Genomic DNA, 13095 nt, shown 5'->3' on the forward strand with positions numbered 1-13095 from the left:
GGACTGGCCCTCCGGCGCGTGACGGCACCAGGGTACTGGTAGAGCACGGGTAGGCTGGCCGCGTGCTCTACGACCTGTTGTACAAGACCGTGCTGACGCGAATCGATCCCGAGATCATCCACGACATCTGCCTGGACGCGATCGAGGCCACCGGGCGCGTTCCCATCGTGCGCGACCTCGTGCGCCAGATGTGGGGGCGCCGCCCGAGCCTGCCCGTGCCCAGCGCCTCCCAGGGCGGCCCCTTCGCCCGCCCGGTTCCCGGGATCCTGGGCCTGGCCGCGGGCATGGACAAGGAGGGCAGGGCTGTCGAGGGCCTGGATATGCTCGGTTTCGGCTTTATCGAGGTCGGCACGTTCACCGCCGGCGCCCAGCCCGGCAACGACAAGCCCCGCATGTGGCGCTACCCCGAGATGCGCGCGATCCGCAACCGCATGGGATTCAACAACGACGGCGCCGATGAGGCCGCCCGCCGCCTGCGCGCCCTGCGCTCGACGCCCAGGGGCCGCTCGATCGTCGTGGGCGCGAACATCGGCAAGACCAAGGCCACCGCGCTTGAGGACGCGGTCGAGGACTACCGCTACTCGGCCTCCCGGGTGGCCCGCTGGGCCGACTACATCGTCGTCAACGTCTCCAGCCCCAACACCCCCGGCTTGCGCAGCCTGCAGAGCGTGGAGTCTCTCAGGCCGATCCTCATCGCCGTGCGCGAGGCCGGGGACGCCGCCGCGCGCAGGCGCGTGCCGCTCCTGGTCAAGATCGCCCCGGACTTGGCCGATGAGGACATCGACGCCGTCGCCGACCTCGTGCGCGAGCTGGAGCTCGACGGCGTGGTGGCCACCAACACCACCATCGCCCATGAACTGGGTGAGGGGGGCCTGTCCGGCTCGCCGTTGCTGCCCCGGGCCCTGGAGGTCGTGCGCCGCCTGCGCGCGCGACTGGGGGAGGGGCCCACGATCATCGGCGTCGGCGGCATCTCCTCGATCATGGACGCTGAGCTCATGCTCGAGGCCGGCGCCGACCTCCTCCAGGCCTACTCGGCCTTCATCTACAACGGCCCGGCCTGGCCCGGCCGCATCAACCGCGCCCTGGCCGTCTCCCACGCCCGCCGCCCCGTGCGCTGAGCCGCCTTCTTCGACCGGAGGGGGCGGGATTCGGCGCGCGGGGCCGGCCGGGGCGATCAGGCCGGGGCGATCAGGCCGGGCGGGGGTTGGGGGAGACGGCGCGGGTCAAAGCCGGATCGCGCGTGACGACGTCGCCGAGGGCGGTATCGATCGCCCGCATCACCGCCTCGTCTAGGACGACGCCGGAGGCCCCTACCGTGTCCCTCAGTTGCTCGGGGCGCGAGGCTCCCACGATGGCCGCCGAGATCGCGGGGTTCTGCAGGACCCAGGCGATCGCGAGCCGCGGCATGGTCAGGCCCGCCTCCTCGGCCACGCCCCGCAGGCGCTGGACGGCGGTGAGGACCTCGGGGCGCATCCACCTGGCGATCGTGCCCTTGCCGCCCTTGTCATCGGCGGCGCGAGAGCCCGCGGGCGGCTCAGCGCCCGGTAGGTACTTGCCGGACAGGACCCCCTGAGCCATGGGCGAGAAGACGATCTGGCCGATCCCCAGCTCGGTGGAGGCGGGGATGACCTCGCCCTCGATGACCCGCCACAGCGCTGAGTATTGGGGCTGGTTGGACACCAGGCGGAAGCCCATCTGGGAGGCCAGCGCCTGGCCGGCGCGGATCTGCTCGGCCGTCCACTCCGAGACCCCGATGTAGAGGGCCTTGCCCGCGCGGACTACGTCCGCGAAGGCCTGCATCGTCTCCTCCAGCGGGGTCTCGTAGTCGTAGCGGTGCGCCTGGTAGAGGTCGACGTAGTCCACCCCGAGCCGGCTCAGCGAGCCGTTGATGCCCTCCATGATGTGCTTGCGGGACAGCCCCACGTCATTGGGGCCCTTCGGGCCGATGGGCCAGTAGACCTTCGTGAAGATCTCCAGGGACTCCCGGCGCTGCCCGGCCAGGGCGCGCCCGAGGGTCTCCTCGGCGACGGTGTTGGCGTAGACGTCGGCGGTATCGAAACTCGTGATCCCAAGGTCCAGCGCGGTGTGGACGCAGTCGATGGCGGTGTCCGCCTCGACCTGTGAGCCGTGGGTGATCCAGTTGCCGTAGGTGATCTCGGTGATTTTCAGCCCGGATGAGCCCAGGTGGCGGTAAGTGACCATGCCCCGACGCTAGCCCGAGGCGCGCCTGGTTGGAAGGGCTCTCGCGCCGGTGGGGTACTGAACCGGCGCGTCATCACTCCGGGTACTGGCGGCGGGCCACCTGCGGCTTGGGCTGGCGCATGCGGCGCATACTGACGCAGCGGGCCATGATGTACCAGAAGACCCGGCCCTGGGACGTCCAGGCCTCGCGGCCGAACTTGGCGTCGAGGCGGCGGCGCAGGATGAGCCAGCAGACGATGACGTCGAGGATCATGATGAGCGTCAGCGCGTACAGGCCGAGCATGAGCCACAGCATCAGTTGCGGCATCGACTGCCCGAAAAGGCCCAGGATGAGGACGGTGAAGGCCACGGGGATGAAGAACTCGCCCACGGAGAAGCGGGCGTCGACGTAGTCGCGGACATAGCGCTTGACCGGTCCCTTGTCCCGGGCGGGGAGGTAGCGCTCATCCCCGGTCTCCATCGCCCGGCGCTGGCGCTCCCACGCCTCGTCGCGCCTCGCCCGGGCCTCACGCTTGGCGGCCTTGCGGTCCGTGGGCACCACCGGGTGCAGGCGCTTGGCCTGGGCGTCCCTGCGCTTGGGAGTGGGGCGGCCCTTCCCCCCGGCCTTGGACGGCGTCGTCTCGGGCTCAGGAGCGGGAGCCTCGTTCTTCTTGAAGAGCTTCACCGGCTCAGGGTAGCGGCTCATCCGCGATACCCTGCAAACCATGATCACCGTCGACTCGATCCGCGCCGCGGTGCGCGACGCCTTCCCCTCCATCGTTTCCGATCTGACCGATCTCGTGGCCATCCCCTCGGTCTCTGCCTCCAGCCATGACCAGGCCGAGGTGCTCCGCTCCGCCGAGCATGTGGCCGGTCTCCTGCGCGATGCCGGGCTGGAGGCCGAGGTGACCAGCGTGGACTGCCCCGACGGCACGCCCGGCCGCCCCGCGGTCCTGGCCCACGCCGATGGCCCCGCCGGCTCCCCGCGCGTGCTCATCTACTCCCACCACGACGTCCAGCCCGTCGGCGACCCCTCCGCCTGGCAGCAGGCCGACCCCTTCGTCGCCGAGCGGCGCGGTGATCGCCTCTTCGGGCGAGGGGCCTCGGACGACGGCGCCGGCGTCGTCACCCACCCCCACGCCCTGCGGATCCTGCGCGAGCTCGGCGGCGGGGAGTTGCCCTGCTCCGTCACCGTGTACATCGAGGGCGAGGAGGAGGTCGGCTCGCCGTCCTTCGAGGCCTTCCTCGCCGCCCACCGCGACCGGCTCGACGCCGATGTCATCATCGTGGCCGACTCCTCGAACTGGAGGGTCGGGGTCCCGGCGCTCACCACCTCGCTGCGGGGCGTCGTCCAGGTCGACGCCCGCATCGACGTGCTCGACCACGCCCTGCACTCGGGCCAGTACGGCGGCCCCGTCCTGGACGCCGTGACCACCATGTGCCGGCTCGTGGCCACGCTCCACGACGACGCGGGCGACGTCACCGTCCCCGGCCTGGTCAGCGAGTCGACCGCCGCCCCCGACTTCCCCGAGTACCCCGAGGAGGACTTCCGCGCCGACGCCGGCGTGCTGCCCGGCGTCGAGCTCATCGGCACGGGGGACCTGACCGCCCGACTGTGGACCAAGCCGACCATCACCGTCATCGGCATGGACGTCACTCCCCTGGAGCGCTCCGGCAACGTGCTCGCCCCCTCCTGCACCGCCCGGATCTCCATGCGCATCGCCCCCGGGCAGGACCCCGGGCTGGCGATCGAGGCTCTCACCTCCCACCTGTCGTCCCACGTGCCCTTCGGCGCGCGCCTGACCGTCACCGGGCGCGAGGCGGGCCCCGCCTTCCACGGCTCCTCGGACACGCCCGCCGGACGCGCCGCCCACTGGGCCCTGACCACCGGCTTCGGAGTCGAGGCCGTCGACATCGGCCAGGGCGGCTCCATCCCCTTCATCGCCACCCTCCAGTCCACGTTCCCCGACGCCCAGGTCCTGGTCACCGGCGTCGAGGACCCGGACACCCGCGCGCACAGCGAGGACGAGTCGATGCACCTGGGGGACCTGGAGCGCATCGTCGTCTCCGAGGCCCTCCTCCTAGCGCGCCTGGGCGGGGCCATCGAGGCATGAGGGTCCTCCTCGCCCCGGGGACGATGAGCCCCGAGCCCGGGGGAGCGCCCATCACCGGGCTCGGACTTGGCGCCCGCGGCGTCGCCGAGGCCCTGGCCCGCGGGTGGTCGCGCGCCCGCCCGGACGATGCCCTCGCGCTCCTGCCGATTGCCGACGGCGGCCCCGGGCTCACTACCGCGATCCAGCCGAGCGCCGTCGAGGACCGCGCTGTTCTCGACGTCCCGGGCCCGCTGGGCCAGGCGCGGCAGGCGCCCCTCGTGCGCCTCGCGCGCGCCGCGGGAGCCAGGGGCGGGGGCTTAGGGGGCGCCACGTGGGTCCTCGACGCCGCGAGTGCCAGCGCCGTGCCCACCGATCGCCGGGAGGCGGGCCGCGAGGCGCAGCGCGGCAGCACCCGGGGCCTCGGTGAGGCCGTGCGCCAGGCGCTGGAGCGCGCCCGGGAGGGCGACGTGCTCGTCGTCGGGCTCGCGCGCGCCGCGGCGCACGACGGCGGCGCTGGGCTGCTCGACGCCCTCGGCGGGCCCGAGGGGGCCCGCGCCTTGATCGCCGGGCGCGACGTCGTCCTCGCCCTGGCCGACACCTCGCCCCTGGGCGGGATGAACGGGGCGGGACAGGGCCTCATCGCCCTGACCGGGCTCGCCCCAGCCGTGGTCCAGGATCTCGACCGCGGGGCCTGCTCCCGGGCCTCGGCGCTCCTGCCCGCCCTCGCCGGAGGCGATCGCGCCCCCAAGGCGCTCCCGATCGGCCAGGCGCCAGGTGCCGGGATGGGCGCTAAGGGCCACCGGGACGAGCCGCTGCGCCCCTCGGCCTGGGGGACGGGCGCTGGGGGCGGAGCGGCGATCATCCTCCGGGCGCTCGGGGCCCGAGCGCTCCCCGGGGCCCGCGTCATGGCGGGACTGACGGGCCTCGAGGCCGCCGCGGAGGAGGCTGACCTGGTCATCACCGCCGTCGGGGAGGCCTATGACATCCTGGCCGACTCGGTCGTCGACGTGGTCGGTGCGGCGGCATCCCGACTGGCGCTTCCCGCGGTCCTCGTTACCGGGCTCTCAGCCGTTCCCCGCGGCGAACTCGGCGCGGCGGGCATCGTCTCCCAGTACGCGCTCACCCCCGCGGGCGACGGCGGGCAGTGGTTCGACGGCGGCCCCCGCGTGATCGCGCGGCGCCTGGAGGGCCTGGGGGAGCGACTGGCGCGCACCTGGTCCCGCTGAGCGGTGGGCTGACGGCGCCGCCTCAGCGCAGCGCGGCGATCCCCGGGGCCATCGCGGTCGAGCCCCGCACGATGAGGTCCGGGATGAAGGTCATCTCCACGTCCACGGGCTTCTCCCCGCTGATCGCCGCGAGCAGCGTGGACACGGCCGCCCGGCAGATGGCTTCCACCGGCTGGCGGACCGTCGTCAGCGGCGGGTGCGTCATCGCCAGGAGGGGGGAGTCGTCGTAACCGATGACGGAGATGTCCGTGGGGACCGCGCGGCCGGTGGACTGGATCCCCTTGATCGCGCCCAGGGCCATCATGTCCGACCCGCAGATGATGCCGGTGCATCCCTGCTCCGCCAGGGCGGCTCCCGCCGTCGCCCCGCCCTCATAGGTGTAGAGGCTCTCCGCGATCCGCAGGTGCTCGCCCGGGCAGCAGGCCCGCATCGCCTCCTCGTAGCCGACGCGCTTGCGCACGGCGGGGACCATCCGCGCGGGGCCGGTGGCGAATCCGATCCGCCGGTGCCCGAGGCTGGCCAGGTGCTCCACGGCCATCGCCGCCGCGGCCCGGTCATCGGTGGTGAACCCGGGCGCATTGATCATGGGCGCGTTGCCGTTGAGCGTCACCAGGGGCACGCCCCGGGACCGCAGCCTCTGGTACCTGGTGACATTGCCCGTCGTGTCCGCGTGCCGCCCGGAGACGAACACGATGCCGGACACGCCCCGCTCCACGAGCATCTCGATGTACTCGTCCTCGCTAACCCCGCCGGGCGTCTGGGTGCACAGCACCGGGGTGTGCCCGCTGGGGGTGAGCAACTGCTCGATCTCCTGGGCGAAACGCGGGAAGATCGGGTTGCTGAGTTCGGGGACGATGAGGCCCACCAGGCCGCGGGACCGGTTGTCCACGGACTCGGGGCGCTCATAGCCCAGGACGTCGAGGGCTGCCAGCACCTGCCGCCGGGTCTCGTCGGCCACGTTCGACTTGCCGTTGAGCACGCGGGAGACGGTCGCTGTCGAGACACCCGCCTGCTCGGCGATGTCCGTCAGCGTGATGCGCTGCGCCACTGCTCCTCCTTCGAGCATGGATGATCGGCCCGAGCCGATGCATGGTTTCTGGGATGACTCTACGTCTCGCCCACCGGGACCGCTCGCAATCCCGCGCCCTCCCGCCCAACGACGGCGCCCTGGGGACGGTGACGGCGGCAGGCCCGGCTCTTCCCGGCGCGATGCGGGGCGCCCGGCTCAGGCGACGGTGTCAGCCACGCACCACACCGTGGTCGTGGGCGGCACGACGAGGCGGCCATCAGCATGGGCGAGCTCATGCGAGGCCAGCAGCACCTCGGCGTGCTCTGGGAGGCTGATGGAGGCGCTGGTGGTGTTGGCCAGGACGAGCGTGTCCCGCACCAAGATCGCCAGGGCGTCATCCGGGCACCACCCCATCCCCGAGACGAAGGCCATGGGGGCGTCGGGGAGCTGCCTGTCCCGCCGCAGGCGGGAGGCGTGACGAACGGTCGCCACCGGGGAGCCGAGCAGATCGCCCTGCTCGGCCGCGAGGCGGTTGACCTCACCGACGAGCGCCAACGGGCTGTCGTCCTTGTCGTCGTCGAGGATGCCGACCTCGTCCCCCTGGCGGAGGTAGACGGCTCCCGGCAGCGCCAGCATGAGCGTCTGGAGGGCCGTCCCACGGCGCAGGCGCGTGGCGCGGTCCGTGACGAACCAGCGGCGGTCGTCGCTCGGCTCGAGCTCGGGACGGTAGCGGTACGGGGGCATGACGCGCCATGCGGGAGGGGCGCCGAAGCGCTCGTACTCCTCCAGTGAGGCCGTCAGGTGCCGGGTGATCGAGTCGGCGTCCCAGCGCGTGAGGAAGAGCCTGTCATTGCGCAGGTGGTGGAACCAGTCCTTCTGCAAGTGGTGGCGCAGGCTGTCCCCGTACTCCGCGGTGACGTCCGCGCCGAGGATGCCATCGGGCGTCGAGGAGCTCACGAGCATGAGCAGTTCCGCGCAGGTCCGGCTCAGCAGGTCGAGATTGGTCTCCTCGCTGGCCTCGGGCGGGAGGATCGCGCCCAGGTCGATGCCGTCAACACCGGCGTCGATGAACTCCTCCGCGCGCTCGATGAGCCCGGGCCCCAGGGCCTCCTGGCCGGCTGTCAGCGGGTTGTCGTCATGCGCGTGCCGGCCGGTGACCGGCCCGAGAGCGCCCGAGAGCCGGGTGATGACCCGCAGGCCCCGGGCGTGGGCGGCGTCGGAGAAGCGGCGGAGGTCCTCCAGGCCGGGGTCCCCCAGGCTGAAGAGGCTGGGGCGCACGAGGACGCCGTCACAGCTCAGCGACTTGGCGTGGTCCAACAGGCTGACAGCCTGGTCATGATCGACCTGGCCGATCACCGGGGCGTTGAGCTCGTAGACCTGAGCGCCTCTCCACCAAGCGTGATCGTTGCTCTGGGGACGATGGACCAGGGTTGTCGTCGTCATGACAGCCGGCTTCCTTCCATCGAGCGCGAGCGCGGCGTCGACCCGGCAGCGCGCCAAGGATAGAGTGAGAGAGGACCCGTCGGGGATCGGGGCGCCTCGGGTGCACTGACCATACCAATGCCGGGCGTCAGGCGCAGGTCGTCCCACCTTTTCCCACCAGGAGTCGCATCACACGCCCGTCGGCGCGCGGCTCCCGGGCCCGTCGCCCCGGCACGCCTGCGCCAGTCGCCAAGGGCGTGTGCGCTACCTTGGGCTGGTGACCCTCCCAGCGCACAGCGATGACACCGGCCTCCCGCTGCCGGCGCCCGGCGGCCGAGCGGGCTACGGCCAGCAGGACGCCGAGCGCTTCTGGGCTGAGCGGGCGAAGAACCCCCAGCGCACCCCCTTCGAGCGCGATCGCGCCCGTGTGCTGCACTCCTCCGCCCTGCGCCGCCTGGGGGCCAAGACCCAGGTGCTCGGCCCCGCCTCCGATGACTTCGTGCGCACCCGGCTCACCCACTCACTGGAGGTCGCGCAGGTGGGACGGGCCCTCGGCCAGGAGCTCGGCTGCGATCCCGACATCGTCGACGCCGCCTGCCTCTCCCATGACCTGGGCCACCCGCCGTATGGGCACAACGGGGAGAAGGCGCTTAACGAGGTCGCCCGCTCGATCGGCGGCTTCGAGGGCAATGCCCAGACCTTCCGCATCCTGACCCGCCTGGAGCCCAAGACCATCGACGCCGCGGGGCGCGGCCTGGGGGTCAATCTCACCCGTGCCAGCCTCGATGCCGTCGCCAAGTACCCCTGGGCCAAGGGGGAGGGGCCGGGAGGGCCGGACGGCAAGAGCGCCCGGAAGTACTCCGTCTACGACTCCGACCGGGATGTCTTCGAGTGGATGCGCGCGGGCGCCCCGGCCGGGCGGCGCTGCATCGAGTCGCAGATCATGGACCTGGCCGACGACATCGGCTACTCGGTCCACGACGTCGAGGACGCCGTCGCGCTGGGGCGCATGGACCCGGGGGCCCTGGACCGCCCTGGCGAGATCGACGGCATCGTCGGCGCCACGCGGGCCTGGTACGGCACCGCCTTCAGCGCCGACGAGCTCGGCGCCGCCTGGGAGCGCCTGGCCGGGACCCCGTACTGGATCGACTCCTACGATCACGGCATCGCCGACGCCGCCGCCCTCAAAAACCTCACGAGCCAGCTCATCGGCCGCTTCGTCGGCGCGGTGGCCGCGGCCACCAGGTCGGTGGCCGGTGACGGCCCGCTGACTCGCTACGCCGCCGACCTCGTCATCCCCGCCTCCACGGCCGCCGAGATCCTCGTCCTCAAAGGCGCGGCCGTCCGCTACGTCATGGCCCCCCGGGAGCACGAGCGCGTCTACCTCATCCAGCGCACCGAGATCTTCGACCTGGCGGACGCCCTCCTGGAGTCGGGGGACAAGCACCTCGATCCGATCTTCGCCGGGCTCTGGCGGGCCGCGGACGACGACGCCGGGCGCACCCGGGCGGTCATCGACCAGATTGCCTCGCTGACCGACACCTCCGCCCGCGCCTGGCACGCCCGCATCTGCGGGATGCTCTCCGAGATCCCCGACGGGCTGTGAGCGTCGGAGCCGGCGGCTCGTGGGCCGTTGGCGGGCCCGGCTTCACCGGCCCGCCCCCGCGCCCCCTGCCGGCCCGGTCGGCTCATGCCGCCGGCCCCGCCCCGGGCCTCCTGGCGGCGCTCCTCGGGGCCTGATGGCGCCAGCCGCCGCTCGTCGGAGCCTGTCAGTGCCCGGACGTAGGATGGCGCCATGGCGGGACTGATCAAGCGCGAGGACATCGACGCGGTGCGCGAGCGCGCCCGGATCGATGAGGTCGTCGCCGAGCACGTCACCCTCAAACCCGCCGGCGTCGGCTCGCTCAAGGGCCTGTGCCCCTTCCACGATGAGCGCACCCCCTCCTTCCACGTCCGGCCCCAGGTGGGCATGTACCACTGCTTCGGCTGCGGTGAGGGCGGGGACGTCATCTCCTTCATCCAGAAGATCAACCACCTGCCCTTCGCGGAGGCCGTCGAGCACCTCGCGGGGAGGGTCGGCGTGCAACTGCGCTACGAGGAGGGCGGCGGTCAGGTACGCCGCGGCGTCGAGCCGGGCACCCGGCAGCGGCTCCTGGACGCCAACCGCCTCGCCGAGGCTTGGTTCATCGAGCAGCTCGCCACGCCCGCCGCCCAGCACGGGCGGGACTTCCTGACCTCGCGGGGCTTCGACCGCCTCGCCGCCGAGCGCTTCGGCGTCGGCTACGCCCCGGCCGGATGGGACAACCTCGCCCGCCGCCTGCGTGACGCCGGGTACACCGAGGCAGAGCTCGTGGAATCCGGCCTGTGCTCCCAGGGCGGTCAGGACGGCCGCCGCGTCTACGACCGCTTCCGTGACCGGCTCATCTGGCCCATCCGCGACGTCACCGGCGCGACGCTCGGCTTTGGGGCGCGGCGGCTCTCCGAGGAGGACAAGGGCCCCAAGTACCTCAACACCCCGGAGACGGCCATCTACCACAAGGCCCAGGTCCTCTACGGCCTCGACCTCGCGAAGCGCGACATCGCCCGCGAGCACTCGATCGTCGTCGTTGAGGGTTACACGGACGTCATGGCCGCCCACCTGTCCGGCGTGCCCACCGCCGTGGCCACCTGCGGCACCGCCTTCGGCAGTGAGCACGTGCGGATCGTGCGCCGCCTGCTGGGGGATGTCGCCGATCCCTCCGCGGGCGTCATCTCCGGCAACCGCGCGCGTGGCGGTGAGGTCGTCTTCACCTTCGACGGCGACGCCGCGGGTCAGAAGGCCGCCATGCGGGCCTACGCCGAGGACCAGCACTTCGCCGCCCAGACCTTCGTCGCCGTCGACCCCCACGGCTACGATCCCTGCGACCTGCGCATGGCGGAGGGCGACCAGGCCATCCCGCGCCTGCTGTCCCGGCGCATCCCCCTGTTCGAGTTCGTCATCCGCACCTCCCTGGGCAGCGTCAACCTGGATACCGCCGAGGGGCGCGTGTCCGGGTTGCGGGCCGCGGCGCCCGTGGTCGCCGGGATCCGTGACCGGGCCCTGCGCCGCGAGTACACGCGGCGCCTGGCCGGCTGGGTCGGCATGCCCAACGAGGAGGCCCGCGCCGCCGTGCGCGCCTACGAGGGCCGCGCTTGGCGCGCCGAGGATCCGCCCCCGGAGGATGGCGGTCAGCCGGCCACGGCGGCGCGCCCGGGCCTGCCCGCGGCGGATGACCCGGTGGCCGCTCTGGAGCGCCAGGCCCTGGAGGTCATCCTGCAGATGCCGCTCGTCGCCGAGCGGGCGGGCGCTGACGACATCGCCCCCGCCTCCTTCACCCTCCCCATCCACCGCGCGGTTTTCGAGGCCGTGCAGGCCGCTGGCGGCACCAGCGCGCTGCCGGGTCTCGTCGAGCGCGCCAGCGCCGCCGGCATGGAGCCGCGCGAGGCCCAGTCCCGCGCGATCCGCCACTGGATCGACCTCGTGCGCGGCGGGGCCATCACCTCCGTCGACTCCGCCATCACCGAGCTCGTCGTCGCCCCCCTGCCGCTGCCCGCGCCGCGCGGCAAATCCCCTGAGCTCGACGCCGAGGCGGTGCGCCGCTACGCCGAGGGCGTCCTGGCCGCCCAGGTGCGGCTCGACATCAATCGCCGCCTGGCCGAGCTGCGCGCCCGGCACCGGCGCATGAGCCCCGAGGACGAGGGCTACCGGGACCTCTTCGAGGAGATCACCGGCCTGGAGCGCCGCCGCCTGCGGATCGGGCAGCGCCCATGAGCCCGGCGCGCTGGCCCCGACCCCACGGGCGCGATGAGGACGAGCGGCGCCCGCGGCGCTGGCGGCGCGGGGGACTCACGCCCGCCGGCCTGCCCGCTCCCTGCCGGGCCCAGTTGCCCCAGGGCAGGCTCCTGGGCGCCGTGCCGATCGATGAGGCGGGGGAGTCCTGGGCCGTCGCCATGACAAGCGGGCTGTTCATCGTGTCGGCCGACGCCCTGGCCGCCGAGCACCCCTGGGACCGCATCGACAAGGGCTCCTGGGACGCCGAGGCCCGTGCCTTCACCCTCACGCTCTCCGACGCCCCCGAGCGGCGCCTGGCCCTCACGGTCCCCGCCCGGATCGAGCAGGGGGGCGCGGCCCGCCCCGTCGCCGTCGACCGCTTCGCCCGAGCGCTGCGCCAGCGCGTGGAGGCCTCCCTCGTCCACCTCGTCACCAGGAGCCTGCCCAGCGGAGCCCAGGCGCGGATCGCCATCCGGCGGGACGCCGACGGGGCCCTCTACGCCGTCGCCTCCCCAGAGCCCGCCAGTGCGGCGACGGCGGAGGACCGCGCCGAGCTCGAGGCCCTCCTGCGGCAGGCCCGCGACAGTGTGGGTCTGGACACACGCTGACTTTGCCCCGGTCTGGCGCGCATTCACGGGCGCGGCACGATTCGACGCCCCGGCTCGGTGTTGCTAGAGTTCTATCCGCGCTCAGCGCCTTTCCCGCGTAGCTCAATGGCAGAGCATCCGACTGTTAATCGGACGGTTAGTGGTTCGAGTCCACTCGCGGGAGCGGATAGAGCCCCGGACCCAAGGTCCGGGGCTCTTCGCGTTGTTGCTATCGGTGGGCCGTTGTCGGCATCGGTCGGCGGCATCGGTGGGCCGTTGTCGGCATCGGTGGGCGGCATCGGTGGGCCGTTGAGGACAGCGTTGGGCCACCGAGAGCAACGCGGGGCCGTTTGCGGCACCGAAGGGCCGTCGAGAGTAGCGCGGGGCCGTTTGCGGCACCGAAGGGCCGTCGAGAGTAGCGCGGGGCCGTTTGTGGCATCGGTGGGCCGAGTCGCTGGTCTGTTGGACGTCCTGCGCGAGACCCGGCCTGGGTGCTGCTGGATCGTTGAGGGCATCGGTGGGCCGCCGAGAGCAACGCGGGGCCGTTTGTGGCACCGAAGGGCCGTCGAGAGCAACGCGGGGAGCGCTGCTTTGGATGGCTTAGCGCTGCCCTGGACGGCCCAGCGCTGCTTTGGGTGGCCCACAGCTGCCCTGTGGAAGGCCTACTGTCGCTTCTCGATGAGCGGCGAGCAGGCGCTGCGGCCACCAGGCCCACGACGGCGTCATCATCTTGCGCGGCCCGGGCATCCCAGCCGTGAGCGATCAGGCGCTTCATCTCGGCGGTACC

At 72.8% G+C, this 13095-nt stretch carries 10 protein-coding genes and 1 tRNA gene; 7 read left to right on the forward strand and 4 right to left on the reverse strand.

Annotation, left to right across the window (positions count from 1 at the left end; all coding sequences use genetic code 11):
• Positions 1 to 62 precede the first annotated feature (62 nt).
• The gene (locus GVV75_RS06160; RefSeq protein ID WP_159813957.1) at positions 63 to 1118 is read left to right on the forward strand and encodes a quinone-dependent dihydroorotate dehydrogenase; all 1056 of its coding nucleotides are present in this window, start codon (positions 63 to 65) and stop codon (positions 1116 to 1118) included.
• A 70-nt stretch (positions 1119 to 1188) separates the two neighbouring features.
• Here GVV75_RS06160 and GVV75_RS06165 read toward each other — a convergent pair whose 3' ends face one another.
• Both GVV75_RS06165 and GVV75_RS06170 read right to left on the reverse strand, forming a co-directional pair.
• A complete protein-coding gene (locus GVV75_RS06165; RefSeq protein WP_159813959.1) occupies positions 1189 to 2202 on the reverse strand; it encodes an aldo/keto reductase family protein in 1014 nt (337 codons plus the stop codon).
• A 73-nt stretch (positions 2203 to 2275) separates the two neighbouring features.
• Entirely contained in the window at positions 2276 to 2887 is a 612-nt protein-coding gene (locus GVV75_RS06170) for a DUF3043 domain-containing protein (protein WP_159813961.1), read from the reverse strand.
• Between the two features lie 19 nt (positions 2888 to 2906).
• Here GVV75_RS06170 and GVV75_RS06175 point away from each other — a divergent pair, with 19 nt between their 5' ends.
• A complete protein-coding gene (locus GVV75_RS06175; protein ID WP_159523271.1) occupies positions 2907 to 4295 on the forward strand; it encodes a dipeptidase in 1389 nt (462 codons plus the stop codon).
• Positions 4292 to 5500, forward strand: a complete 1209-nt coding sequence (locus GVV75_RS06180) for a glycerate kinase (protein WP_159813963.1) — start codon at positions 4292 to 4294, stop codon at positions 5498 to 5500. Before GVV75_RS06175 ends, GVV75_RS06180 begins: the two co-directional genes overlap by 4 nt.
• A 22-nt stretch (positions 5501 to 5522) precedes the next feature.
• On the opposite strand, the gene GVV75_RS06185 is transcribed toward GVV75_RS06180, so the two are convergent.
• Positions 5523 to 6548, reverse strand: coding sequence for a LacI family DNA-binding transcriptional regulator (locus GVV75_RS06185; RefSeq protein ID WP_159523269.1), 1026 nt, complete (start codon positions 6546 to 6548; stop codon positions 5523 to 5525).
• A gap of 177 nt (positions 6549 to 6725) precedes the next feature.
• The gene (locus tag GVV75_RS06190; protein WP_235905206.1) at positions 6726 to 7952 is read right to left on the reverse strand and encodes a glycosidase; all 1227 of its coding nucleotides are present in this window, start codon (positions 7950 to 7952) and stop codon (positions 6726 to 6728) included.
• Between the two features lie 295 nt (positions 7953 to 8247).
• On the opposite strand from GVV75_RS06190, the gene GVV75_RS06195 reads away from it, so the two are divergent.
• From GVV75_RS06195 to GVV75_RS06210, 4 genes are all read left to right on the forward strand, one after another.
• Complete coding sequence (locus tag GVV75_RS06195; protein ID WP_159523326.1) at positions 8248 to 9537, forward strand: deoxyguanosinetriphosphate triphosphohydrolase; 1290 nt, start codon at positions 8248 to 8250, stop codon at positions 9535 to 9537.
• 189 nt (positions 9538 to 9726) lie between these two features.
• Complete coding sequence (dnaG, locus tag GVV75_RS06200) at positions 9727 to 11721, forward strand: DNA primase (RefSeq protein ID WP_159813965.1); 1995 nt, start codon at positions 9727 to 9729, stop codon at positions 11719 to 11721.
• Entirely contained in the window at positions 11718 to 12329 is a 612-nt protein-coding gene (locus GVV75_RS06205; RefSeq protein WP_159813967.1) for a hypothetical protein, read from the forward strand. Before dnaG ends, GVV75_RS06205 begins: the two co-directional genes overlap by 4 nt.
• A gap of 91 nt (positions 12330 to 12420) precedes the next feature.
• Positions 12421 to 12492: transfer RNA gene (locus GVV75_RS06210), tRNA-Asn, on the forward strand.
• Positions 12493 to 13095 lie beyond the last annotated feature (603 nt).

Source organism: Actinomyces sp. zg328, from assembly GCF_009829635.1.
Lineage (GTDB): Bacteria > Actinomycetota > Actinomycetes > Actinomycetales > Actinomycetaceae > Actinomyces > Actinomyces marmotae.